The organism is Streptomyces sp. NPDC056169 (assembly GCF_042268445.1).
Lineage (GTDB): Bacteria > Actinomycetota > Actinomycetes > Streptomycetales > Streptomycetaceae > Streptomyces.
Window position 1 is genome coordinate 266,538 of record NZ_JBHJUO010000014.1, and the last position, 23,195, is coordinate 289,732.

The following is a 23,195-nucleotide window of genomic DNA, read 5'->3' on the forward strand; positions in this document are numbered from 1 at the left end:
TACCTCATCGATGCGCATCCTCCTGATCGGGCCGCCCGGGGCCGGCAAGGGCACGCAGGCAGTGCGCCTTGCCGCGCATCTGTCGATCCGGCACATTTCCACCGGTGACCTGTTTCGCGAGCACATCGACCAGGGCACTGAGCTTGGCCAGAACGCCCACGCGCACATACACGCCGGCCTTCTTGTACCGGACGAGGTCACGATCGGGGTGATCAAAGAGCGCCTTGCCCGCCCGGACGCCGAGCGCGGATTCCTGCTGGACGGCTTCCCCCGCAATCTTGCGCAGGCGCAGGCGCTGGACGGCATCCTGGCCGACTCGGAATCGAGGCTGGATGCCGTGCTCGACCTGGAGATTCCCAAGGACCAGGTGGTCAGACGGATCGCTGGACGACGTTTGTGCCGTCAGCACCGCGAACACATCTTTCACGTCGACTACAGCGCGCCTGAAGTGGCAGGAGTCTGCGACCTCTGCGGCGGTGAGCTGTACCAGCGCGAAGACGACCGCGAGGCAACCGTTCGTAAGCGACTGGAGGTCTACCGCACCGAGACGGCGCCGGTCGTCGACCACTACCAGGCCCTGGTGACCACGATCTCGGCCCACGGCCAAGTCCAGGAGGTCCTGGACCGCGCACTGGACGCAATCGGCCAAGGCCAGGCTGACGCCGCCGGTACGTCGAGCTGACTCCCCCCTCCGCCGTGAACGTGCGGGCTGCCGTCTTCGAGATCGCCGCCGAGGACTGCAAGATCCTCCTGCCCCAACCGCCGCCTCGGGCCCGTACATCGCCGAGATCTGGAGCGTCTCGCCTCGTGCCGTGATGATCCCGGTGTGGGACGAGGGGATCTTTCAGATGACCAACGGGCGGTGCTGGGGCCGTTGTTGCCGGTCGCGGCGGTGGGCAGGCCGTCGCTCGGTCGGCGGCGGTTGATCGACGGGATCCGCTGGCGGGTGCGGACTGGTGCTCCGTGGCGGGATCTGCCGGATCGAGCCGCTGATGCCGGCCGATCCGGTCCGCGGTCGGCGGTGGGCGGTGGGCCGACCATCGCCGCACCCTTGAGGCCATCGCGTGGAAGTACCGCACCTCCTCGCCCTGGCGGGACCTTCCGGACGAGCTCGGCTCATTCCAGAGCGCTCACAAGCGGCTGATCAGATGGGCCGTAGACGGCACCTGGGAAAGGATCCTCGCCGCGGTCCTGGCTGCGGCCGATGCAGGTGACGACATCGGCTGGACCGTGTCGGTGGACTCAACCGTCTGCCGGGCCCACCAGCACGCCGCCGGAGCCAGGAAAAGGGGGCTCCAGGCCGAGCCGAACCCGACGATCATGGGCTCGGACGCTCCCGCGGCGGCCTGAGCACGAAGATCCACCGTGTCAGCGACAGCCACGCTCGCCCTTTGGTCCTCCGCGTCACCGCTGGCCAGGCGGGCGACGCACCAGCCTTCGAAGCTGTGATGGTCGGCATCCGTGTTCCGCGAAGCGGACCTGGAAGACCGAGGACCCGGCCCGATGCCGTCCTGGCGGACCGCGCGTACTCATCCCGCGCGATCCGGAGTCTCCTCCGCCGACGCGGAATTCGCGCTGTCATTCCCCAGCCGTCCGACCAGGTCGGCCACCGTCCACGGCGAGGCCGCTCTGGTGGCCGGCCGCCCGCTTTCGGCACCGAGGCGTACAAGCAGCGCAACGCGGTCGAGCAATGCATCAACCGGATCAAGCAGTGGCGCGGCCTTGCTCTGCGAACGGACAAGCTTGCCATCGCCTACCAGGCCGCACTCCACTTCGCTGCCATCCTCATCTGGACCCGACACTGAGCGGCGAAGAACCTACTAACCGGAGGTGCTGGGCAGCCAGCTGGTAGCGCCCGCCACTTCGCGCGCTATGTCGACCACGGAACGCCCGTCGGTCGCCACTCGCACCGTGTCCAGGGGTGTCCGCTCTTCCAGGATCCGCGCCTTACGAGCGCTGCTCTCCAGCTCGTGCTCCAGCTCCGAGCCCAGTTCCCGACCGATCAGCCGCTCACGGACGGTGGCATCGGAGGCGGTGAGCGCCACCCGTACGATCCTCACATTCGCACCCATGGCGCGCTGGAACATGCCCTCGTTCTCGGCCAGAACGCTCACAGTGTGCGTGTAGATCAAGCGGCTGTATCCGAGCTCGGCGTAGTTCGACCAGAGCGCCGTCAGATTGCGCTCGGCGATCTTCCTGCGGCGGGGGTCCCCCTCCGGAGCAGGATGCGCCTGCCCCATGAAGTCACCTTCGATTACGCAGTGAGCAACCATCGCGGCGCGCAGACGCGCTGAGACCTCCCACCCCACCGTCGTCTTGCCGACGCCGGCGCGCCCTCCGATGAGCAACACCTCTGCTTGATCCATATCTGCACCCTGGCACCGAATAGTCGAACCGCGAACCGCGCGAACCAAATGTGCGCGGATCAGGGTGACAGGCCCTAGTCCTCGTCGAAGTCCAGGCGCACGACCGCCGGCGGGATGAGGATCCGGGTGTAGCCGTTCGTCGTGTACGTCCTGCCGGGTGGTGGTGTCGTTGCCCAGCCGGAACCCCGCGGTCAGGGTCACGTCTGTGGGGGCGTGGGGTTGTCGGCCGCGATCTGGTCGACCAGCCAGATGGCAGCGGATGGGTCGCCCTGGCCTCGGGCGGTCGCGAGGTTTTCGAGGGCTTCGGAGATGGCCCGGCCGACCCGTTGGCCGACGCCCTGTTCCAGCTTGGTGTGGAGGACGCTCTGTGCCTCGAAGCACCGGTCGACGAGTGCGGCGAGGGATGCGCCCCCGAGAGGAACGGTGACGATGCCGTCGGCGCCGGTGACGATCTCGGCACCGGTTGCCGGGCGGAACGCCTCCGGACGCGTCCTGATGCTCTTTCCGTGATGCGCCTTTGCCTCGTCCTGCAGGTAGTCCCAGGTGGTGGCGTGGCAGCGGACGCGCATCACGCCGATGCCGGACGCCTTGGCCACCTCGTCGACGCGGTTGCGCCGTCCGGGCCAGACGGCCGGCCCGGCCTGTGCGGGGATGCTCCCGGTGCCGCCGTTGGCGCGTCGCTTGCCCAGAATCCCCACGAGGTCTCTCCTCGAGGTGCGATCGCCCTGTGACCATGTGTCGCCGGTTGGTCACAGGTCGGCGTCATGGTCCACGCCGTCTTCAACGGCACCCGCCCGGGCCAGAGCACGGGCGGGCGATGCGGGCCGTCGAACCGGACACGTACGACTATCTCTTCGTCGACATCTCGCGCCACTCGGCGTGTCCATGGGAAGGGGCTGGCCGCCATGTCCGGCACCTGGGTCCTCTCCAACGGTGTGGGGCACAAGACGTGGATGTGGACCCATGAGTTCGGCCACTCCCTGGGCTTCCAGCACTCCGACACGCTGAAGGCCTGTCCGGTCGCGGGCGCCGTCACGACCGTGAACGGCGCGTGCACGGTGTCCGGAGGCGATGACCCGACCGACACCATGGGCGGCGGCGGGAGGAATCGGGACACCGCGCGATCGGTGGATGGAGGCCTGGCCGCCAGTCCTGGGCGGGTCACTTGTGGAGAACGGCCTGGATTTCGAGGCTTATCGACACCTTGTTGCTGAGCGCGACGCCACCGGCGTCGATGCCGAAGTCGCGCCGATTGATCTCCGCGGTCGCGGAGAAGCCGGCCCGCTGTCCATCCCGCTGGTCCGAGGTGAAGGCGTTCGCCTTGAGGGTCAGCGGCACCTGCCGCGTGACGCCGTGCAAGGTCAGCTCACCGTCGACGGCCCAACCGTCGACGGTCTGGCGGATGCCGGTCGAGCGGTAGCTCATCGTCGGGTACGTGTCGACGTCGAGGTAGTCGGTGGCGTGGAGGTGGTTGTCGCGCTTTTCGTTGCCGGTGTCGATGGATGCGAGGTCGATCGTCGCGGTGACCGACGAGCGCAGTGGGTCCTTGTCCGTGACGAGCGTGACGTTGTGGGTGGTGAACCGGCCCCGCGTCTTGCTGATCATGAGGAGGCGGACGGAGAAGGCGATCTCGGAGTGCGCCGGGTCGGCCTTCCACGTGCCGGCCACATAGCCCGGAATCGCGACGGTCGCGGGGGCGGTGTTTACGGTTTCGTCCATGGCTTCCTCCATGGTTGTGCGGCCGCGGCCGCGGCCGCGCGGTGAGGGGGATGGCGCGTCGGTGCCCGTGATTCATCGCGAGCGGCGCGCCCGCCGGCGTCACGGAGCCCAAGACGTCGGTCGTCGCGGACAGTTGCCTGGTGTTGCTCGAACTTCTGTGATCTGTCAGGGCTCGAGGTCGACCCCTCCTTTGCCGCTCGCGATGTCGAGCGGCACCGAGACGTGGTCGTGCGTGATCAACCATGCGTCGTCGATCTTCCGGAAGCAGTACGTGACCCTGACCCACATCCCGCCCATCGCCCTTCCGTCCTTCAGCGTGCCGCTGAGACGGGCAAAGGCGTGCCCGAAGGCCAGGTCGTCGCCCACGGTGGGGGTCAGCTCGCGAACCTCGTAGGTCACGCTCTCGAAGAACGCGAACACGGGCGCCCAATTCTTGAGTTTCGCCTCCATCCCCACACTTTGGAGCGGCGGCTCGATGTCGAAGGACACGATGTCTGTTGCGTACAGCTTCTTCAGGCCTTCGGGATCCTTGGCCTGGAGCCCCTTGGCGATCATGCCGACTTGCCGCCGAATCGCAGCTTCGTCTATCTCACGTTGCGTAGGCATCGCGACCCCACCTTCCCTTTCGTCGAGGAACCCTGGCTTCTGACATGCTCCGCTCTGCGGATTACGTTTCCCCTATCAGCGCAGAATTTCGGCCCGTACCCTCTCTTTGGGAGTTGCGATGTCCCAGTAACGAACGATGCCCCGCGCATTACTGAAGTCGCCTGTACCGCCGGTGATGGCCATGACGAGCGAGCTTGTTCCACTGACCCAGAGCGACTGCATGGTCAGAGAGCCACGCTTGATTTCCATCGTGATCAGGCATTGTGTCGTGAGTTCTTCGCCACTGATGTGGATGACCTGGCACGACCCACCCCCACGTCCGACACTGCGGCCGTCCCTTATCGCGGTGCCGGAGTAGACGTACGTATCACCCAGGCTCGGCCCTTTCGGGTCGAGATCGGTATACGCGTACTGATCGTTCTGAACCTCGAGTTCGAGGACCTCGACTTGTCGCCCTTCCGGAGCATTGGCGTCGGCGCTGTTCACGGCAAAGATGCCGACCAGAGCAGTCACCAGCGAAATGGTGAAGCATTTCGTGAGCGATGCTCGTGCGTTTTTGTTCCTCCGCTCCCTGTCGTGCACGCCGATGGAGCCCAGCCTTCTGGTAGCCACGATGGAACCTCCTCATTCACTCAAGCGGTTTCTGGCCCTGGCGGGCGGTGCCGGTCAGGCGGCCGGAGGGTCGACCTCGCCGCCGACCCTGGCGTGCCCGGATCAGCTGTCCCGGGGGCTTGTCGATCCCCGGTAAGTGCAGTGCGGGCTGGCGCACATGAAGCGAGATGACGGGGGCGTGCACGCCGCCCGGCACACCGCCGACACCCCAGCGGTGCCGCGGGATGCCACAGATCTTTGATGCAGGTACGCGCGGCGGCGGCCCCGTCGAGGATCTCCACCGTGAAACCGTGTGCGGTCAGCGCAGCGGCCGCCCGATCCGGACGTTGCGCGGGCGCCTGGTCGGTGAAACAGCGTTGCCGCCGTTGAGGTCGTCATGTTGAACTCCCTGCTCAATGGGTGATGTGTTCGTCTCAGCGGTTCGACAACACAGCCCTGCGGAATGTGAGGCCGGTGCGTCGCCTCACATTCCGCGGGGCTGTGTTGTCGAACCGGTAAGGGCAGATACGACGAAGGGAGCCGTCGGCACCATGAGCACCCGATCCGAGCCAGGACACGGCCGACCCGATCCGGGCCTGGACGCGCTCATGAGCGAGCGGCGCCAACTGATCAATCTTGCGTACCGGCTTCTGGGCTCCCTGGCCGAGGCCGAGGACGCCGTCCAGGAGACCTACACCCGCTGGTACGCCTTGTCACGGCAGCAGCAGGACGCCATCGAGAACCCTGGCGCCTGGCTGACGACCGTCGCCGGCCGTATCTGCCTCAACCTGCTCGGCTCGGCACGGGTCAGGCGAGAGACCTACGTGGGCGAATGGATCCCCGAGCCACTGCCCGAGCATTCGGAGTGGATCAGTGGGCGGGCGGACGGCGCGACGGCCGATCCGGCCGACCGGGTCACCCTGGACGAGTCGGTCAACCTGGCCTTCCTGGTCGTGCTCGAATCGATGACCCCGGCCGAACGCGTCGCATTCATCCTGCACGACGTCTTCTGCCACTCGTTTGCCGAAGTGGCCGAAATCGTCGGCCGTACCCCGGCGGCATGCCGCCAGCTGGCCTCCTCGGCCCGCCGCCGCATCCGGGCCGCGCAGCCTTCCACGACTGCGGCAGCCCAACGCACCGCCGTTGTCAGGGACTTCAAGCAGGCCTGGGAGGCCAAGGACATCGACGCTCTGATCGGCCTGCTCGACCCCGATGCCACGGCGATCGCCGACGGCGGTGGCCTCGCCATCACCTTCCCGCACCCCATCGAAGGCGCTGAGCAGATCGCGCACGCCTGGCGAGAGATCGCCCGCCGCAGGCCCGAAACCATGACGTTCCTAGAGCGTACGGTCAACGGTCAGCCCGGTCTGGTGGCTCAGCAGGACGGCGTCATCGTGTCGGTGTACGCGTTCGAGGTCGCTGACGACCGGATCAAGCACATCTGGGTCGTACGCAACCCCGAGAAACTCCATCGCTGGACGACGGGTTGAGACGCACGTATACAAGGATCCGGCTCGCCATCCCAGAGAAGAAGCGGCACGCGGCCGCGGCCGCCAGCGCTCAGACCGCCATCACCAACGCCAAGGCGCGACTCGCCCAGGTGGTCACCAGGCCGCCCGCATGCAGATGCCGCAGGTCACCATCGCCCACCAGCGCCAGCCGCAGCCGTGAATGGGTCCGCCAGGCCGTCGACTGACCCACCGCAACGACATACGGGAAGCGCCCGCCCCGAGGGACGGGCGCTTCCCGTATACCGGGGGCTAGCTGGATCGCGGGTTCGTCGAGAATGCCGCCACCGAGGGCACTGCCCTGAGCGGCGCTGGTCTCGGCCTGTTCGCCGAGAGGCACGAGGGTGCGGGCGGTCGTGTCCAGAGTGGCGACGGCGGCACGGATCGCGTTGAGACGCCGAGCGCGCCCAGCGTCCCCGGCGGCGACGAGGTCGCCGAACGTGTCGTCGAGCAGCCGGTCGACGTCACCGAGCCGGAAGCCGAGCGTGTTCATCTGCTCAGGGAAAAGGGTCTCGGCGATCGCCTGCCGGTACGTCACCAACAGAAAGGTCGCCACCGTTCCGAGCTCGGCGGTGGAGCGGCCAAGGCCAGCTTCGGTGAGGCGGCCACGGATGCGGTCGAGGGCCATGTCTACGCTGCTGGTGGGCACGGTCGCGACGACGTCAGTCATGGGTTCCCCTGGGATTGCGAGAGAACGGCCGTCAACGGCACCGGCGCGACGGCCGGTTCGGGGAGCGCGACTCGCTCAGCTGAACCGGAAGACCGCCCCTGCCGAGACGGGGCGTTCTGCAGGCGGTCGCCGATCCAGTCGGGCCCGGCGCCACGGGCACGTCGCGCACGATGACCGGCCGGCCGTCGATGACCGAGCCGGGGCCGACGAGGTATCCGCCGCTGCGCAGTCCGTATCGTCACCGCCGGCGGCACGGTAAAGAACCGGCTCGTGGACGCGACGCCGGCCACGCCGACCACCGACGACGCGCCGCTGGAGGTGGGCCGGATGCTGGTGGACGAGGTCGCCGACGCGGCCGTCAGGGTGTGCTCGGTGGGCACCCAGGGCGCGGACCTTTGCATCGCGGTCGGTGGCACGGCACCTCCCGCCTGCTGAGAGGGGACGACTCGTAGGAGGCTCGTGGGACGGCTCGGACCGGGGATAATCGCACTCCCAGGGCCGTCCCACGCGCGCGCGTGGCGGTGGCCCGGCCGAGCGAAGAGACGAAGGATCGATGACGCCGAAGGTGGGCCAGCGCGTGAAGCTGGCGGTGGAACTCGCATGGACAGGGCAGGTCGCCGTGGTCACGGAATCCCCGGAGGAACCGGGCGACGTTGTGGGATTCCTGGCCCTGGCAGCGGGCACCGAGGGCACCGTCGAAGAGGTGAACGACGACCGGCAGGAGAGCCAGGAGGTCCGCGAGTACGTACGGCTCAAGTCGCTCCTTGACGACTTCGGCCACCAGATGCCGCCGGGGAGCAGGGCCCAGCTGGAGGAGCAGATCGCCGCCCTGGAGCCCGCGTGGACCGCCTACGCGGAAGGTCAGATTCCGGTCCGGGTCCGCGTCCGGCTCGACAACGGCTTCGTCCTCCGCGACACCTCCGGGGATGTCTTCGTGGCCGTCTGATCCTCCGTACCGGACGTACGCGGGTCGGACCGCACCGGCCACCAGACCGTCCTTGTGGGTCCGGCTCTTCACCGGGCGCGTCTCGCCGCCGATGGTGGCGGTCAGGGTGAGGACGGTGCCGGGCTGTCCGTGCGCCCCGAGCCACTCCAGGAACTTCGCGTCGGCCGTCGCCGCATCTCCACCACGGACGCCGGCCGTCAGGGCCGACGGCTCCGTCGGTCACAGCAGGAGGTCCGCTTGTGCTTCACGCTCAGCCCCATATCTTCTTGTAGTTGGCCTTGTCGACGTTGGTCGGGCCGGTGACCGGCGGGTTGGCGACGTTCTTCCACATGAGGGAGAAGGCGTTGTCGCTCCTTGTGGCAGAGGCCGAGTGCGTGTCCGATTTCATGTGCGGCGACGGACTGCCGGTAGCCGGGCTTGCTGAGTTCGCCGGGCGGGTCGAGGTACTGCTTGTTCGGGTAGATGTAGTCGGTGGCCTCGATTGCGCGGGGCCGCGCCCAGTCGCTGACTGGCGGAGGGCTCGGCCACAAATCCGGTGACCACCTCCGAGGTGCTTGATCGGCTGTCCGTAGGCTGGGATATCTTCCTGGCGCGGCGCGTCGAGACTCTTCTCCGTGCCGCGTAAGGGAGGGAATCCATGCGCAACACTCTGCTTCAGCGCGCGGCCGCGTTGGCCACGACGCTGGGGCTCACATCGCTGGGGCTGCTTGGGGTCGGCGCGACGCCCGCGCAGGCGGCGACCAGTGACTGCCCCAAGGGCTACTTCTGTGCCTGGGCGAACACCGCCGGCACGGGCTCGATGTTCAAGACGAGAACGAGCGTGCCCACCCTGGGGAGCTGGGACAACAAGATCCGGATGCGATACAACCGCACCGGCTTGAACGTCTGCATGTACGACCAGCAGAACTACGGGCTTGCGGGCGGGCTCTCATGGGATACCCCTGCCGAGTCCTATCCGACCAGCGGCGGTAGCGCTGAGATCAGCTCCATCAAGCTCGTGCCCACGCTGCGCGAGTGTGAGGCGGAGCCGTATCCCCACTGGGAAGCGGTGGTGTCCCCGAGGACGAGCGGGTTCGGCGACATGAACGGCGACCGGCGGGCGGACACGATTCTGCGCGACGCGGCCGGGCGTCTGTGGTTCATGCCCGGCGACGGCACCGGACGTCTGATCGGCTCGGGCGGCTGGAAGGCGTTCGACGCCCTCGTACGGCACGGTGACTTCAGCCGTGACGGCCGCGAGGACGTGATCGCCCGGGAGAAGGCCACCGGCAAGCTGTGGCTCTACCCGGGCACCGGCAGCGGGGGCCTCGGTACGCGCAAGCTCATCGGCAGCGGCGGCTGGAACTCTCTGGGCCGGCTCGCCGCGTTCGGCGACCTGTCCGGCGACGGTCGCTCCGACCTCCTTGCCGTGGAGAAGGCCACCGGCAGGCTTTGGCTCTACCCCGGAACGGCTTCCGGAGGCCTCGGCGCGCGCAAGCTCATCGGCGCCGGCGGCTGGAACAGCTTGAACGCCCTCGTCGGCGCCGGCGACATGACCGGGGACAACCGCGCTGACCTCATTGCCCGGGAGAAGGCCACCGGCAAACTGTGGCTCTACCCCGGCACGTCGGCCCGGACGCTCGGTGCGCGCAAGCTCATCGGCACCGGCGGCTGGAACTCCATGCAGCACATCTTCGCCGTCGGCGACACCTCCGGCGACGGACGACCCGACCTGCAGGCGTCCAACAGCGGCCGACTCTACGAGTACCAAGGGCTCGCCACCGGCAGCCTGCGCAAGGTCGACAACTACAACTACTCCTGGTGGGCCCTGGAAGGCACCACCGCCTTCTGATCCGCCCCTGAACGGCCGGTCCAGGGCGACCTGCCGGGACCGGCCCGGTCCCGCTCCGCCATGTGTCCGGGCAGACCGCAGGTACGGTCTGCCCGGGCACAGCCGTCACGATGCCGCGGTGTAGTGGACGACGGTGGTCTCGCAAGCCTCCGCGTAGACCAGGTCAAGGGCTACCGCTCCGGACCGAGCCCCGCCCCCATCAGCGTGGTCACGCAATGCGTCGGCGGACGCCACAGAGGTGTTGACCGGACTACGGGCCGACGCGCCGCCGATGTGCACATCACCTGCCTGGTCTAGCCGTTACTCGTTGTGCATCCGCATGACGAAGGAGCGCAACGGAGTTGGACGCAGCATCTCGTGACATCCAGTTGATTCGCCTGCCGCGTTGGGGGCGGGTAGCCAAAGGCGGCGGGGCGGTGCCCTGGTTGGTCTTCGATGAGGAGGGCCGAGCGGTGGAGCCGATCCGAAGATTCCTGGTCGACTTCGTCGCTCGGGACAACCGGGCGGGCAGCGTCCGCAGCTACGCCTTCGACCTTCTGCGCTGGTGGCGCTGGCTTCAGGTGGTCCAGGTCGAGTGGGACCGGGCCACGTCTGCTGAGGTCCGTGACCTCGTGCTGTGGCTGCGGGTCCCGACGAAGCCGCGGGCGTCGGCGCGGACGTACTCGGCGGCGACTGCCGGGACGACGAACACGATCACGAAGAAGCCTTACCTGGATGACTTCTACAAGCCGCGCACCATCCGCGCCTCGTCACCGAGCGCCTCGTAACCGCCAAGGTCGCGGGCCTCGGTCTGTCCATCGTCCGCTCGGTAGTCCGCGCCCACGGCGGCGACGTCACCGCCCGTCCCCGCCCCGCCGGGGGCCTGATCGTCACCGTGACCCTGCCGCGGGACAGCCGGCGCCTCCCAGGGGACACGCAACCAGCTCGCTGCCGGTGAGCTCGTAGGTGTAGACCCTGCTCTTCCGGCCGATGACAGAGACCTCGACTCCAAGGGCAACGCGCCTCCTTCCCGCGGAACGCGTACTCGGACAACTGCATGGGCACCGCCGACCAAGATCCGGGCCATATGCGGACCAGCCGCCTGCAGCTTGGCCGAATGGCGGCCTATTCCGCTGGTCAGCGGTCGCGTAAGGCGTGTACCACCAGCACACCAAGAACCTGCTGGTGTCGTACGCGCCGAAGAAGCTCGGCTTCTTCCAGGGGCGCAGAAGGAGGCGCCCGAACTGGGCTTCTGCCCGTCGGGCGCTTTTCTCGTGCGTACTGTACGGCGGCAGCGGCCGCACGGGAATCCTCGTACCTCATTCAGCGGGCCGCCGCCCGCGGCTACCACATGCGCGCCCCGGTAGGCGGCCCCGGCCCTTTCCGTGCGTCTGCCCGGCGCAGACCGTTTCAGGGCACGCCGACCGGGCGGAACGCCGACTCGGCTCCGTTCTTCTCTCGATCCCGAAGACGCCGACACTGCCCAGGCGTACGCCCATTGAGAGGTGCACAACCTGAATTCGCGCTGGTCACGTGTGCTGGCGTGGGCGACCGGTGGCGTACTCACACTGGTCCGGGTGGGAGGCTGGAGAGTAGATCATCTGACGCGTCGGGGATGGGGATTCCGGCTTTGTCGTGTTCCCTGCGGCAGGGCTGCACGAGATCGCCCGCTGACCGACGATCATCACGCCAGACAGGCCCCGACAACCAGCACGAGTACGACATCACCCGCCCACGCCACCCCCGCGACCTGCACATTCAGGATGAACACAACTCACTGAGGGCACTGCACGACGCTCCTGTGCCTGTCTAGTGGCTCGTCACCCAGTCTTGGCCGGGTAATCAACGGTGTCAGTGATCGCGGCTATGGTTCCCGGTCATGGGGTTCTCGGGGTCTTTCATCGTGGCGCGAGCCGGTCGGCCGCTGACGGAGTTGGCGGCGATGCGGGCCTCGGACTGTGTGCCGTTCTGGTGGGCATGTGATGGCGAGTGGCAGATCCTACAAGCGAGCCCTATCGCGGATCCGGACCCTTCGATCATTGGTGAGACGCGCGCTTCTGTCCTGGTCTGTCATGTGGTCGACAGCGACTTCGCGACGGTTCAGGCAACGAGTCCCGATGGCCTGTCATGGCAATGCGCTTTGTCGCCGGAGATGGCGCGGGATTACGGCCTCCCCGGTGAGTGGGTCGGTGATGTGTCCGAAGTGGGCGAGCGAGCTGCAACCTGGGCCCGAGGGGCTGGCCTTCAGCCGGACCCGGTGGCGCTCAGGGCTGCCCTGGTGGCTGAGTGTGATCCGCTGGCGGAGGACTTGGTCTTCGCGCTTGTTCACGCCTTGGGGTTCCGATTCCGTGACGGGGTCGACCTGGAACCGCCAGCCATGTGACTGGGGGGTGCCCGTTCGTAAACTCCGCCCTGCCGACTCGCCAACCGAAGTCCTCAGCCCAGTGACATGACCTGCTGGTCGTCGGTCAGCAGACTGTCTCCAAGACCGATCTTGGAGGTGGTCGTGGGGCGTCGACCGAGTCTGTTCGTCCGGCCGGTGAGCGTGGAGGAGGGCCTCCGGCTGCAGCAGATCAGCCGGACCGCGAAGGACCCGGTGAAACTCCGCCGGGCGATCGTGGTGCTGGTGTCCGCTCAAGGCCAGACGGTCAAGGACATCACCATGCTGATGCAGGTCGGCGAGGACTACGTCCGCGATGTCATCCACGCCTTCAACGAGCGTGGGTTCGACGCGCTGGACCCAAAATGGAGCGGGGGACGCCCCAGGACGATCAGTGACCAGGTGCGCGAGCACATCTGCCTGATCGCCCGGACGTCCCCCACAGACTGGAAGATCACCGCGTTCTCCACCTGGAGCCTGAGCAAGCTCGCCGACCACCTCATCAAGCAGAAGGTAACCGCGGCCATCAGCCGTGAGACCCTGCGCCGAATCCTGCGCGTCGGCAAGGTCTCCTGGAAAACCACCACTACCTGGAAGACGTCCACCGACCCGGAGTTCATCGCCAGGATGCACCGCATCCTGGCGCTGTACGACACCCCGCCCGCCGACGGGCGAGTGATATGCGTCGACGAGTTCGGGCCGCTGAACCTCATGCCGCGCAAGGCCAAGGCATGGGGGCCAGTGCGCCGTCCGCGCCGCCTGCGAGCCACCTACAACCGCTACGGCGGCGTGAGGCACATGCTCGCCGCCCTCGATCTGACCACCGGCAAGCTGTACGACCGCATCCGCCGGCGCAAGCGCTGGCGCGAGTTCCTCGACCTCCTCAAGAGGCTGCGCGCCCGCTGGCCCGGGGAGAAGCTGTATGTGGTGCTGGACAACTTCTCCCCACACAAGCACGCAGACGTCCGCGCCTGGGCGATCGACAACGACATCGAGCTGGTCTTCCTGCCGACCTACGGCTCCTGGCTGAACTGGATCGAGGCCGAGTTTGCGGCCCCGCGTTACTTCGCGCTCAACGGCACCGACCATCGCAGCCACGACGAACAAAACGCCGCCATCGCCGCCTACGTCCGCTGGCGCAACACCCGCGCGGAACCGAAGATCAACTTCGCCCCCGGCTCACCTATCCGCGCCTGGACGCATTACCCGGCCAATGCTGCGTGACGGGCCACTAGCTCGACATCCCTGGTCAGCCGCAGGAGCGTCGATGATGTCAGTCGCCCAGGCCGTACAGCCCGGCCAGCTCGGATCCGCCGGCCCAGTGGATGTTCTTGATCTTGTTGAGCGTGTTCGGGTCGCTGACGTACGGCTCGGCTCCGCTCTCGTAGAGCGCCCAGACGTGCTCGTTGCCGTCGGAGTTGCCGTACGCCAGGCCCTCCATCATCGAGGGGGCGCGCATGCAGAAAGCCGTCCCATCGGTGATGTCTGTCTCGTACGACGTGGGTCGCACCCAGACGTTACTGCGGTTGTCGCGGCCGTACGACGTGGAGAAGATGTACTTGTCGCCGACGACCGCCATGCCCTGGGTCTTCGTCGGCACCCAGCGCTTCTTGCCGGTGTACGTCAGCGCGCCGCTGCTGCTCGTCGAGTACTGCCACATGCTTTCGTGGCTCGTCTCGGAGAAGTCGCCGGTCCACAAGGTGGTGCCCTGGCCACCGCCGAGTCCGAGGAACGAACCCTTGCCGGCGATGTCCTGCGTCCCCTTCGGCTGGATCACGTTGTTCGTGTTGGCGCCCGCCAGCTCCGCATGCACGGTGGCGGTCGACCAGTACTTCACGCTGCCCTCGCCGCTGACGTACACGTGATCGCCGGTCACGACTATGCCGCCCGCGTGGGTGTTGGGGATCAGCATGTGACCAAGGCTCTGGCCCCGCCGTGGGCCGCTCAGGGCGATGCCCCAGATCGCGCTCGCGCCGTCAGCGCTCGAGTGGTACGCCGAGATCAGCAGGACGTCCTCGGTCGTCCCGTCCCAGTTGTTCCAGTACGCCAGACCCTGCGGAGTGAATCCGCCGTCGTACAGACCCTGCGGCACGACCACGCTGTTGTGGAACGTGCTGTCGTACGTCTCGCTGGCGGACGGCCCGGCGTAGAAGTCCTGGGTCCCCGTCGTCGTACGACAGTTGGCATCCTCGGCCAATGCCGATATCGATGCCGATGCCGATGCCGATGCCGATGCCGACGTTGATGCCGATGCTGACTGTGCGGTGGCGGTCATGACGGCACCACCAGCCACTAGCGCGGCGATCGCGATGGACATCGTTATTCGGGTGGGCAGCATGTTGATTCCCCTTTGGGGTCGCGGGCACGGAGGTACTTGGGCGTGCTTGATCGCACATATATTCCCACTGGCTAGATCCAACGTTGTACATCCGGTCGCGTGTTGTCTAGTGCGTCGGCCACGAACGTTGACCGGGTCTGACGATGTATCCGTGAATGTTCGTGGTGTCGGGGTTTGACGGCTAACTCGCTGGCAACGTGGTTGCTGTCGGGAGCGAGGTGCCGCATGGCAGAGCCAGTCAGAGCACGTCGGTTGACTGATCAAGAGGGACAGCGCCTGCAGCAGATCGTCCGGCGGGGCCGCCACGCGTCGGTGCGGGTACCTCGGGCGCTGATCATCATGGCGTCGGCGTCGGGCACCAGGGTGGCGGCGATCGCGCGGTTGGTCGCCGGCCACGAGGACACCGTTCCGGGATGTGATCCACGCGTTCAACGAGAAGGGCCTGGAAGCGTTTGACGCTCAGTGAGACCTACCCAACCTGAATGTCCCCTGGTCAGCGGTGCTGGCGTGGGTGGCGGGTGGCGTACTCGCGCTGGTCGAGGGCGGGAGTGTGGCGAGTAGATCATCTGACGGGTCGGGGTTGGGTGTTTCCGGTTTTTGCCGCGCCGTGGGCGGCGGGGTTCCTACGATCTCGGGCGGAGTGCCTGGTCGTTGGGGAGGGATTCCGTGTCGTCGCTGGAGAAGATCGCAGGTCGCCGGGCCGAGCTGGACCAGCTCGCGGAGGCGCTGGCCAAGCAGCTTGCCGAGGTGGACGCCGAGCGTGAGGAACTCGCGGTGGCGGAGCGGGTGCTGCGCCGTCTGTACGAGCAGGAAGCCGAGGCCGCCGCCGGGCAGGACGCCGGTCTGCCCGAGCGGGTGCAGGTCGGGGGCCGGCCGGTGTTGAAGGTGCCGCACCGCAGTGAGGTGGCGGATGCGTCCGCGCTGCCCGGCGACTACCAGCGGATGCTGCAGATCGTTAAGGCCGCGGGCGGGCCGGTGATGGTCAAGGGCGTCGGCGCCGAGCTCGGTATCGAGGTCTCGGTGCCGGGCCGGCTGGAGCCGTTGCGCGGGAAGCTGTCGAAGCCGGCCGGGCGGGGCTGGCTGCACAAACTGGCGAACGGCACCTTCACCACCCGGCTGTAATCCATGGCCCGCAGGCCGTAACGTGCGGGACCCCGGCGCGAGTTGATGATGTATGCCTGCAAACAACACCCCGACCGGGGACCACACCGAGCTTGTCTACCAGTGCAGGCTGCCGCTGTCCACGCACACCCTGCGGTTCCTGACATCGCTGCTGAGTGCCCATCTGAAGAAGATCGGCTCGCGGTGGCGCAAGCTGCCGGTCGGGCGGATCGCGGTGATCGGGCTCGCCGCGCTGCGGCATGACCAGCGCCTGGCCGACCTCGCCGGCGCCGTCGATGTCTCGCGCACCACCCTGGACCGGTGGCTGAAAGAGACCATCGACCTGCTGGCCGCCAAGGCGCCGCGGCTGGAGCGGGTGCTGGCGAAAATCGCCCGCGAGGGTGGCAGCGTCGTCCTGCTCGACGGGTCGCTGATACCCACCCAGCGCCGCGCCGGCCTGCCCATCAGGCGCCGCTGGTCAGCCAAGCACAAACGGCACGGGCTGCTGGTCATCGCCCTGACCGACACCCGTGGCCGTCTGTTGTGGACCTCCACCGCCCGGCCGGCCCGCGGCTCGGAGATCACCGCTTGTCGCCACGACGACCTGGTCGGCCGACTCCGAGCGGCCGGCCTCACCGCGATCGCCGACCTCGGCTTCGTCGGCCTCGACGACAGCGGGCCGGACACCGCCCCTGCGGTCAGCACCGGCTACAAGAAGCCCAAGGGCAAGAAGCTCCCGCCCGCGAAGAAACTGGTCAACCAGCTGATCGCGGCGGAACGGGCGGTATGCGAGCACGCCTTCGCGCACCTGAAGAACTGGCGCGTGCTGACCAAGCTCCGCCTCGACGTGAAGTGGGCCACCCGCCTCGTCCGGGCGCTGATGATCCTCACCCGGCACGAGATCGCCCGCTGACCGACGATCATCACGCCAGACAGGCCGCGACAACCAGCACGAGTACGACATCACCCGCCCACGCCACCCCCGCGACCTGCACATTCAGGATGAACACAACTCATTGCAGGCACCTGTGTTTCCGACACCCCCCCATACCGGAGGGCCGCCACTGCCCGTGGCGGCCCTCCGGCCTCTTCGGGCGCACGGGTGATGTCACTCTCGAGTGCCGTCCTCGGAGAGCATCTGAAGCGGTGGAGGTCATGGACGTGGCGGGCACGAGGGCTGTTTCCGAGGGTGGCCTCGCACACCGGTGTAGACACGTGCGGGTGACACCGTCCGAATATGCCGTTCGGCATGCGACATAAGCATGAACTAAGCAGTGGAGCCGAATGCTCCCCCCGTAAGTCGCCCGCCGATCAGCCCAACTGACGAAACTCCTCCGCAAAAATGACTACGTATGCCCATACTCTCGTTCTGCGTCTTCCGGAATGGCCCTGCTTTTCGGATCGTCAGGTCATTCCGTCATTCGATTGTCCGTGCGAGCGGATCTCGAGATTATTCCGCTTCTCATTCCTGGAGAACACATGCGCGTTGCCGTGACCGGTGGCGGTGGTTTCCTTGGGTCACACCTGTGCGAGGCGCTTCTGCGGCGCGGCGACTCCGTGGTGTGCCTCGACAATTTCTCGACGGGCGACCCCGAAAACATCGCCGCTCTCCTGGCCCACCCGGCCTTCGAGTTCCAGCACGCCGACGTGAGCGTGTCCGTGAAGGTAGCCGGCCACGTCGACGCCGTCGCCCACCTGGCCTCCCCGGCCTCCCCTCCCGACTATCTGCGCCACCCGCTGGAGACGCTCGCGGTCGGGAGCCGCGGCACCGAGAACGCCCTTCGCCTGGCCCTGCGTCACAGCGCGCGCTTCGTCCTCGCGTCGACGAGCGAGATCTACGGCGATCCGCTGGTCCACCCGCAGGAGGAGACGTACTGGGGCAACGTCAACTCCATCGGCCCGCGCAGCGTCTACGACGAGGCGAAACGATACGCCGAGGCGGTCTCCGCCGCGTACCGCCGCACGCACGGAGTCGACGTCGGCATCGCCCGGATCTTCAACACCTACGGCCCCCGCATGCGCCCGCACGACGGTCGTGTGGTGTCCAGCTTCATCACCCAGGCCCTGACCGGCGAACCGCTCACCATCTACGGCGACGGCGGGCAGACCCGCAGCTTCTGCTACGTCGACGACCTGGTCCGCGGCCTGGTAGCGCTCCTCGACTCCTCCGAACTGGGACCCTTCAACCTCGGGAACCCGGTCGAGCGCACCGTCTCCGAACTCGCGGGCATCGTACTGGAGATGACCGGCTCGTCCTCCGAGGTGAAGCACCACCCGCTACCGGTCGACGACCCGGTCCGCCGCCGCCCGGTCATCACCCGTGCCCGCGAGGTACTGGGCTGGGAGCCGGAGATCGACATCACCGAGGGCCTGCGTCGCACTGTCGCGTACTTCGCCGCCCACACGGATCGCCTGGCCGCCTCGGCCGCGTCGATCCGCGGCGGCCAGGACGAGACGGTCCCGCTGGCCGCGGCGACGGCGGCCCTCACGCCGCAGACGATCCCCGGTCCGGCCGGCGCCGCCACCGGCGTCGCGTCCTACGCTCCCGGGGCCACCGTCGCGGGTGGCTGATCCACGCGCCGCGGCGGGCCTCCCGCCGGTCCCGCCGCGGCCCCGAGTCCGTCGGGCCTCCTCCCCCGGGCCTCTCACCCTGTCGCACCGCCTGGAGAACCTGCTGTCATGACGTCGTTGGAGCAAGGTCCCGCCCACGGGACCGGCACCGCCCAGGAACCCCCGCTCCCCTCACCCGCTCCCGGCTCGCCGGCGGAGTGGGAGGCGCTGGGCGCGGAGATCCACGCCCTGTCGAACGGCGCGGTGGCCTCCATCGGCCCGGACGGCCCCGTCCTCGCGCGCCCGGCGCACGGATTCACCACCCTCCCGTCCGGCTTCGTCCGGGCGTTCTCGCGCTCCGACCGCTTCCTGGTCGCGGTGCTGTCCCTCGGCTGGGTGGCCTGCCTGGTCTGGTTCTGGGTCTGGTGGCTCGAACCGTCCCATCGCATCGGCTGGACGGGCCTGATCGTCAACAGCGCCCTCCTGCTGTACCTGACCTATCTTCCGGTGCACTTCCTCGTCGCGCTGCTGCGGATGCGCCGCTTCGACCCGGCCGTCCAGGTGCCCCTGCTCCGCACCGCGTTCGTGGTCACCCGCGCCCCGTCCGAGGGCTGGGACATCGCCCGCCGCACCCTGGAGGCGATGCTCGACCAGGACTTCCCGCACACCTACGACGTCTGGCTCTGCGACGAGGACCCCACCGAGGAGATCCTCCACTGGTGCCGCACCCATGACGTGAACGTCTCCTGCCGGCGTGGACGCGCCGACTACCACCGGGCCGACTGGCCCCGGCGCACGCGGTGCAAGGAGGGCAACCTCGCCTTCTTCTACGACCACTGGGGCTACGACCGGTACGACGTGGTCGCCCAACTCGACTGCGACCACGTCCCCGGGCCCACCTACCTCGCCGAGGTCGTCCGCCCCTTCGCCGACCCTGCCATCGGTTACGTCGCGGCCCCCAGCGTCTGCGACTCCAACGCCGACGAGTCCTGGGCCGCCCGCGGCCGGCTGCACCGCGAGGCCATGTTCCACGGGCCCGTGCAGTTGGGCCACTCCGCCGGCCTCGCCCCGGTCTGCATCGGCTCGCACTATGCCGTCCGGACGACGGCGCTGCGGGACATCGGCGGCCTGGGCCCCGAACTCGCCGAGGACTTCTCCACCTCGTTCCTGCTGACCTCGGCCGGCTGGCAGGGCGCGTTCGCCATCGACGCGGACGCGCACGGCGAAGGTCCCCTCACCTTCGGCGCGATGATCACCCAGGAGTTCCAGTGGTCCCGCAGCCTGGCCGTCATGCTCCTGGGCATGCTGCCGCGCCACCTGGGCCGGATGCCCCTGAAGCTCCGGGTGCGCTTCGCCGCGGCGCTGATGTACTACCCGCTGCTCGCCGGCGCCACGGTCCTGGGCATCCTGCTGCCGCCGATCGCCGCGATCACCGGCGCTCCCTGGATCGACGTCAACTACTTCGCCTTCCTGACGCACTTCTGGAGCATGTCCGTCTGGCTGATCCTGCTGACGCTGCTCTGCCGACGCCAGGGCCTGCTGCGCCCCAAGGACGCCCCGATCTTCAGCTGGGAGATCTGGCTCTTCGGGCTCTCCCGGTGGCCGTACGTGGCCTGGGGCGTGCTGGCCGCGGTGACCCAGAAGCTGCGTCCCCGCCAGATCACCTTCAAGGTCACCCCGAAGAGGCGCGACGGCCTGGAGCCCCTTCCGCTGCGCGCCGTCGCCCCGTACCTGCTCATCACGGTCTTCCTGTCGGGCTCGGCCCTCGTCGGCCAGTTCACCGGCCCCGCCGTCGGCTACGTCTTCCTCTGCCTCCTCGGCTCCGCCTCGTACACCGCGGTGACGCTGGCGATCGGCACGCTGCACGTCAAGGAGACGGCACGAGCCACCGGCGTCCCCGCCCTCCGGGCGCTGCGCACGGCCGCACTGCCGCTCCTCGCGGGCCTGCTGTCGCTGTTCCCGCTGGGGCTCGCGGCTGTCGTCTTCCCCACCTACCTCACCGGCTTCTACGCCTGGTGACGGCCCTGCGACCGATCGAGAAATGAGGTTCCCGTGCCCCAGACCGTCCTGGTCACCGGCGGCGCCGGTTTCATCGGCAGCCACACCTGTGTCGAGCTCCTCCGCGCCGGCCACGAGGTCGTCGTGCTCGATGACCACTCCAACAGTTCGCCCGAGGTCCTCGAACGGGTCGCGAAGATCGCGGGCCGCCCCATCGCGGCGACCCACGTCGCGGACGTACGCGACCGGCGGGCACTCGACACCGTCTTCACGAGCCACCCGATCGACGCGGTGATCCACTTCGCCGCGAAGAAGGCCGTCGGCGAGTCGGTGCGGATCCCGCTCGCGTACTACGACATCAACGTCGGCGGCACGACGGCCCTGGTCTCGGCCATGCACGACCACGGCGTGCACCGGCTGGTGTTCTCGTCCTCCTGCTCGATCTACGGCGACGTCACGACCGTCCCGCTGACCGAGGAGTCGCCGGCGGCGCCGACCAACCCGTACGCCACCACCAAGTGGACCTGCGAGCGGATCCTCGCGGACGTCTGCCGGCACGTGCCCGAGCTCCGGGTCCTGGCCCTGCGGTACTTCAACCCGGCCGGCGCCCACCCGACCGGACTCCTCGGCGAGGACCCGAACGGCGTGCCCAACAACATCATGCCGTTCCTCACCCAGATCGCCGTGGGCCGCCGCGACGAACTCAGCGTCTTCGGCGACGACTTCCCCACCCCCGACGGCACCGGGATCCGCGACTACGTCCACGTGGTCGACGTCGCCGAGGGGCACCGCACCGCCCTGGACCACATCGACGACGAGCCGGGCATGCGGGTCTTCAACCTCGGGACCGGGCGCGGCGCGTCCGTCCTGGAGCTCGTGCGCACCTTCGAGGAGGTGTCGGGGCAGCCGATCCCGCACCGCGTCACAGAGCGCCGCCCCGGCGACGTCGCCGAACTCGTCGCCGACCCCACGAAGGTCGCCTCGGCCTGGAACTGGACCGCACGGCGCGACCTGGCCGCCATGTGCCGTGACGCGTGGACCTTCCAGCAGCAGAACCCGTACGGCTACGCGCCCTGACCCGTCGCGTCGTACACCCCACCCGCGTTCAGACAGGAGAACACCGCATGCGGTTGACCGTCATCGGAACGGGCTACCTCGGAGCTGTGCACGCCGCGTGCATGGCCGACATCGGACACGACGTTCTCGGCGTCGACGTCGACGCCGAGAAGATCGCGGCCCTCACCGAAGGCCGGCCCCCCTTCTACGAACCCGGCTTCGACGAGGTCCTCACCCGCGCCCTCGCCTCCGGACGACTACGCTTCGGCACCAGCCTGCGCGAAGCGGCGGCGCACGGCGAGGTCCACTTCATCTGCGTGGGCACTCCGCAGCAGGCCGGCTCCCACGCGGCCGACCTGCGGTACGTCGACGCCGTCGTCGACGGGCTCGTGCCGCACCTGCCGGCCTCGTGTCTGGTGGTCGGCAAGTCGACCGTGCCGGTGGGCACCACCGCGCGCCTGACCGCCCGCATCGCGGGGCTCGTCCCGACAGGCGTACGGGCCGATGTGGCGTGGAACCCCGAGTTCCTGCGTGAGGGCTTCGCGGTCGAGGACACCTTGCGGCCGGACCGGATCGTCGTCGGCACGGTCGGCCGGGAGTCGGACGAGACGCTGCGCCGGCTGTACGCCCCGATGCTGGACGCGGGCGTCCCGTACATCGGCACCGACCCGAGCACGGCCGAGCTCGTGAAGGTCGCGGCCAACTCCTTCCTCGCCACGAAGATCTCCTTCATCAACGCGATGGCCGAGGTCTGCGACGCCGCAGGCGCGGACGTGGTCACCCTCGCCGACGCCCTCGGCCACGACACCCGGATCGGCCGGCGGTTCCTCAACGCCGGCCTCGGCTTCGGCGGCGGCTGCCTGCCCAAGGACATCCGGGCGTTCATCGCCCGCGCCCAGGAGCTCGGTGTCGGCCCCGCGGTGGCCTTCCTGGACCAGGTCGACGAGATCAACGAACGGCAGCGGACGCGGACCGTCGAACTCGTCCGTCAGCTGGCCGGGGGCGACCTGACCAACCGCCGGGTGACCGTCCTGGGCGCCACCTTCAAGCCGAACAGCGACGACGTGCGTGACTCGCCGGCGCTGGCGGTGGCGGCGGCGCTGCACCGGCAGGGCGCCGACATCCGGGTGCACGACCCGGAGGGCGTCGCGAACGCGCACCGCGCCCACCCGGAACTGCGCTGCGAGGACGATCTCCTGACGGCCTGCCAGGGAGCGGAGCTCGTTCTGCACCTCACCGAGTGGGGGCAGTACCGCGAACTGGACCCGGTGAAGCTGGCCAGGGTGGTCCGCAAGTCCGTCCTCGTCGACGCGCGCAACGCACTACCGCACGACGAGTGGCGGGCAGCCGGCTGGACCGTCAAGGCGCTCGGCCGTCCCGCGCCGGCGGACCGGCCTCCGGCCGCTCGGGCGGGGGAGCCACTGCGGGCCACGATCGTCTCGCCGGCCGTCGAGGCGGACCACACCAGCCTCCTGTCCCCGGCGCTGCCGACCGGCAGGGCCTAGGCCTGCCCCATGACGCCGCCCCGCCCGCCCGGTCCTGGACCGGGCGGGCCG

22 protein-coding genes and 3 pseudogenes are annotated in these 23,195 nt (G+C 68.5%); 17 read left to right on the forward strand and 8 right to left on the reverse strand.

Features of this window, described 5'->3' with window-relative positions; genetic code table 11:
- Positions 1-10 precede the first annotated feature (10 nt).
- Both ACFC0G_RS24690 and ACFC0G_RS24695 read left to right on the forward strand, forming a co-directional pair.
- Complete coding sequence (locus ACFC0G_RS24690) at positions 11-682, forward strand: adenylate kinase (protein ID WP_376406720.1); 672 nt, start codon at positions 11-13, stop codon at positions 680-682.
- A gap of 310 nt (positions 683-992) precedes the next feature.
- A pseudogene (locus ACFC0G_RS24695) lies at positions 993-1,805 on the forward strand (IS5 family transposase).
- Between the two features lie 15 nt (positions 1,806-1,820).
- Here the strand turns inward: ACFC0G_RS24695 and ACFC0G_RS24700 are convergent.
- From ACFC0G_RS24700 to ACFC0G_RS24720, 5 genes are all read right to left on the reverse strand, one after another.
- Positions 1,821-2,366 (reverse strand): AAA family ATPase, encoded by a 546-nt coding sequence (locus ACFC0G_RS24700; protein ID WP_376406722.1) that lies wholly within the window; start codon positions 2,364-2,366, stop codon positions 1,821-1,823.
- A 197-nt stretch (positions 2,367-2,563) separates the two neighbouring features.
- A complete protein-coding gene (locus ACFC0G_RS24705) occupies positions 2,564-3,064 on the reverse strand; it encodes a hypothetical protein (protein WP_376406724.1) in 501 nt (166 codons plus the stop codon).
- A 463-nt stretch (positions 3,065-3,527) separates the two neighbouring features.
- A complete protein-coding gene (locus ACFC0G_RS24710; RefSeq protein ID WP_376406726.1) occupies positions 3,528-4,085 on the reverse strand; it encodes a YceI family protein in 558 nt (185 codons plus the stop codon).
- Positions 4,086-4,250: 165 nt separating this feature from the next.
- On the reverse strand, positions 4,251-4,691 hold the full coding sequence (locus ACFC0G_RS24715) for a YybH family protein (protein ID WP_376406728.1): 441 nt from the start codon (positions 4,689-4,691) through the stop codon (positions 4,251-4,253).
- Between the two features lie 75 nt (positions 4,692-4,766).
- Entirely contained in the window at positions 4,767-5,303 is a 537-nt protein-coding gene (locus tag ACFC0G_RS24720) for a hypothetical protein (RefSeq protein ID WP_376406730.1), read from the reverse strand.
- 530 nt (positions 5,304-5,833) lie between these two features.
- Between ACFC0G_RS24720 and sigJ the strand changes: the two genes are divergently transcribed.
- Positions 5,834-6,772 (forward strand): RNA polymerase sigma factor SigJ, encoded by a 939-nt coding sequence (gene sigJ, locus ACFC0G_RS24725; protein WP_376406732.1) that lies wholly within the window; start codon positions 5,834-5,836, stop codon positions 6,770-6,772.
- Between the two features lie 70 nt (positions 6,773-6,842).
- Here sigJ and ACFC0G_RS24730 read toward each other — a convergent pair whose 3' ends face one another.
- Positions 6,843-7,460: a hypothetical protein gene (locus tag ACFC0G_RS24730; protein WP_376406734.1), complete on the reverse strand. Its 618-nt coding sequence runs from the start codon at positions 7,458-7,460 to the stop codon at positions 6,843-6,845.
- A 270-nt stretch (positions 7,461-7,730) separates the two neighbouring features.
- Here ACFC0G_RS24730 and ACFC0G_RS24735 point away from each other — a divergent pair, with 270 nt between their 5' ends.
- Complete coding sequence (locus ACFC0G_RS24735; protein WP_376406736.1) at positions 7,731-7,895, forward strand: hypothetical protein; 165 nt, start codon at positions 7,731-7,733, stop codon at positions 7,893-7,895.
- A 118-nt stretch (positions 7,896-8,013) separates the two neighbouring features.
- Positions 8,014-8,406, forward strand: coding sequence for a hypothetical protein (locus ACFC0G_RS24740; RefSeq protein WP_376406738.1), 393 nt, complete (start codon positions 8,014-8,016; stop codon positions 8,404-8,406).
- Positions 8,407-8,656: 250 nt separating this feature from the next.
- Here ACFC0G_RS24740 and ACFC0G_RS24745 read toward each other — a convergent pair whose 3' ends face one another.
- A complete protein-coding gene (locus tag ACFC0G_RS24745; RefSeq protein WP_376406740.1) occupies positions 8,657-8,794 on the reverse strand; it encodes a hypothetical protein in 138 nt (45 codons plus the stop codon).
- A 249-nt stretch (positions 8,795-9,043) separates the two neighbouring features.
- On the opposite strand from ACFC0G_RS24745, the gene ACFC0G_RS24750 reads away from it, so the two are divergent.
- The 5 genes and pseudogenes from ACFC0G_RS24750 to ACFC0G_RS24770 all read left to right on the forward strand — a co-directional run bounded on the left by ACFC0G_RS24750 (position 9,044) and on the right by ACFC0G_RS24770 (position 13,820).
- Positions 9,044-10,237, forward strand: a complete 1,194-nt coding sequence (locus ACFC0G_RS24750) for an FG-GAP-like repeat-containing protein (RefSeq protein WP_376406742.1) — start codon at positions 9,044-9,046, stop codon at positions 10,235-10,237.
- 452 nt (positions 10,238-10,689) lie between these two features.
- Positions 10,690-11,004, forward strand: a complete 315-nt coding sequence (locus ACFC0G_RS24755; RefSeq protein ID WP_376406744.1) for a site-specific integrase — start codon at positions 10,690-10,692, stop codon at positions 11,002-11,004.
- Positions 10,980-11,174, forward strand: a pseudogene (locus tag ACFC0G_RS24760) (ATP-binding protein); the annotation flags it as partial. The gene ACFC0G_RS24755 and the pseudogene ACFC0G_RS24760, both read left to right, overlap by 25 nt.
- 921 nt (positions 11,175-12,095) lie before the next feature.
- Positions 12,096-12,599 carry a hypothetical protein gene (locus ACFC0G_RS24765; protein WP_376406746.1) on the forward strand — a complete coding sequence of 168 codons (504 nt, stop codon included), beginning with the start codon at positions 12,096-12,098 and terminating at the stop codon, positions 12,597-12,599.
- A 156-nt stretch (positions 12,600-12,755) separates the two neighbouring features.
- Positions 12,756-13,820 (forward strand): IS630 family transposase, encoded by a 1,065-nt coding sequence (locus ACFC0G_RS24770; RefSeq protein WP_376406748.1) that lies wholly within the window; start codon positions 12,756-12,758, stop codon positions 13,818-13,820.
- 49 nt (positions 13,821-13,869) lie between these two features.
- On the opposite strand, the gene ACFC0G_RS24775 is transcribed toward ACFC0G_RS24770, so the two are convergent.
- The gene (locus tag ACFC0G_RS24775) at positions 13,870-14,793 is read right to left on the reverse strand and encodes a hypothetical protein (protein WP_376406750.1); all 924 of its coding nucleotides are present in this window, start codon (positions 14,791-14,793) and stop codon (positions 13,870-13,872) included.
- A gap of 366 nt (positions 14,794-15,159) precedes the next feature.
- Between ACFC0G_RS24775 and ACFC0G_RS24780 the strand changes: the two are divergent.
- The 7 genes and pseudogenes from ACFC0G_RS24780 to ACFC0G_RS24810 all read left to right on the forward strand — a co-directional run.
- A pseudogene (locus tag ACFC0G_RS24780) lies at positions 15,160-15,397 on the forward strand (helix-turn-helix domain-containing protein); the annotation flags it as partial.
- A 203-nt stretch (positions 15,398-15,600) separates the two neighbouring features.
- Positions 15,601-16,056: a hypothetical protein gene (locus ACFC0G_RS24785; RefSeq protein ID WP_376406752.1), complete on the forward strand. Its 456-nt coding sequence runs from the start codon at positions 15,601-15,603 to the stop codon at positions 16,054-16,056.
- A gap of 52 nt (positions 16,057-16,108) precedes the next feature.
- Positions 16,109-16,948, forward strand: a complete 840-nt coding sequence (locus ACFC0G_RS24790) for a transposase family protein (protein ID WP_376406754.1) — start codon at positions 16,109-16,111, stop codon at positions 16,946-16,948.
- A 566-nt stretch (positions 16,949-17,514) separates the two neighbouring features.
- Positions 17,515-18,606 carry a UDP-glucuronic acid decarboxylase family protein gene (locus ACFC0G_RS24795; protein ID WP_376406756.1) on the forward strand — a complete coding sequence of 364 codons (1,092 nt, stop codon included), beginning with the start codon at positions 17,515-17,517 and terminating at the stop codon, positions 18,604-18,606.
- Between the two features lie 108 nt (positions 18,607-18,714).
- On the forward strand, positions 18,715-20,604 hold the full coding sequence (locus ACFC0G_RS24800) for a glycosyltransferase family 2 protein (RefSeq protein WP_376406758.1): 1,890 nt from the start codon (positions 18,715-18,717) through the stop codon (positions 20,602-20,604).
- Between the two features lie 33 nt (positions 20,605-20,637).
- A complete protein-coding gene (gene galE, locus ACFC0G_RS24805; protein WP_376406760.1) occupies positions 20,638-21,660 on the forward strand; it encodes a UDP-glucose 4-epimerase GalE in 1,023 nt (340 codons plus the stop codon).
- 47 nt (positions 21,661-21,707) lie between these two features.
- Positions 21,708-23,144 (forward strand): UDP-glucose dehydrogenase family protein, encoded by a 1,437-nt coding sequence (locus ACFC0G_RS24810; RefSeq protein ID WP_376406762.1) that lies wholly within the window; start codon positions 21,708-21,710, stop codon positions 23,142-23,144.
- Positions 23,145-23,195 lie beyond the last annotated feature (51 nt).

Bases quoted from the DNA above. Each gene is read 5' to 3' on its own strand.
- ACFC0G_RS24715 (WP_376406728.1), bottom strand. From the start codon at position 4,691: ATGCCTACGCAACGTGAGATAGACGAAGCTGCGATTCGGCGGCAAGTC.
- ACFC0G_RS24765 (WP_376406746.1), top strand. From the start codon at position 12,096: ATGGGGTTCTCGGGGTCTTTCATCGTGGCGCGAGCCGGTCGGCCGCTG.
- ACFC0G_RS24710 (WP_376406726.1), bottom strand. From the start codon at position 4,085: ATGGACGAAACCGTAAACACCGCCCCCGCGACCGTCGCGATTCCGGGC.
- ACFC0G_RS24745 (WP_376406740.1), bottom strand. From the start codon at position 8,794: ATGAAATCGGACACGCACTCGGCCTCTGCCACAAGGAGCGACAACGCC.
- ACFC0G_RS24790 (WP_376406754.1), top strand. From the start codon at position 16,109: ATGCCTGCAAACAACACCCCGACCGGGGACCACACCGAGCTTGTCTAC.
- ACFC0G_RS24740 (WP_376406738.1), top strand. From the start codon at position 8,014: ATGACGCCGAAGGTGGGCCAGCGCGTGAAGCTGGCGGTGGAACTCGCA.
- ACFC0G_RS24700 (WP_376406722.1), bottom strand. From the start codon at position 2,366: ATGGATCAAGCAGAGGTGTTGCTCATCGGAGGGCGCGCCGGCGTCGGC.
- ACFC0G_RS24730 (WP_376406734.1), bottom strand. From the start codon at position 7,460: ATGACTGACGTCGTCGCGACCGTGCCCACCAGCAGCGTAGACATGGCC.
- ACFC0G_RS24795 (WP_376406756.1), top strand. From the start codon at position 17,515: ATGCGCGTTGCCGTGACCGGTGGCGGTGGTTTCCTTGGGTCACACCTG.
- sigJ (WP_376406732.1), top strand. From the start codon at position 5,834: ATGAGCACCCGATCCGAGCCAGGACACGGCCGACCCGATCCGGGCCTG.
- ACFC0G_RS24750 (WP_376406742.1), top strand. From the start codon at position 9,044: ATGCGCAACACTCTGCTTCAGCGCGCGGCCGCGTTGGCCACGACGCTG.
- ACFC0G_RS24800 (WP_376406758.1), top strand. From the start codon at position 18,715: ATGACGTCGTTGGAGCAAGGTCCCGCCCACGGGACCGGCACCGCCCAG.
- ACFC0G_RS24690 (WP_376406720.1), top strand. From the start codon at position 11: ATGCGCATCCTCCTGATCGGGCCGCCCGGGGCCGGCAAGGGCACGCAG.
- ACFC0G_RS24810 (WP_376406762.1), top strand. From the start codon at position 21,708: ATGCGGTTGACCGTCATCGGAACGGGCTACCTCGGAGCTGTGCACGCC.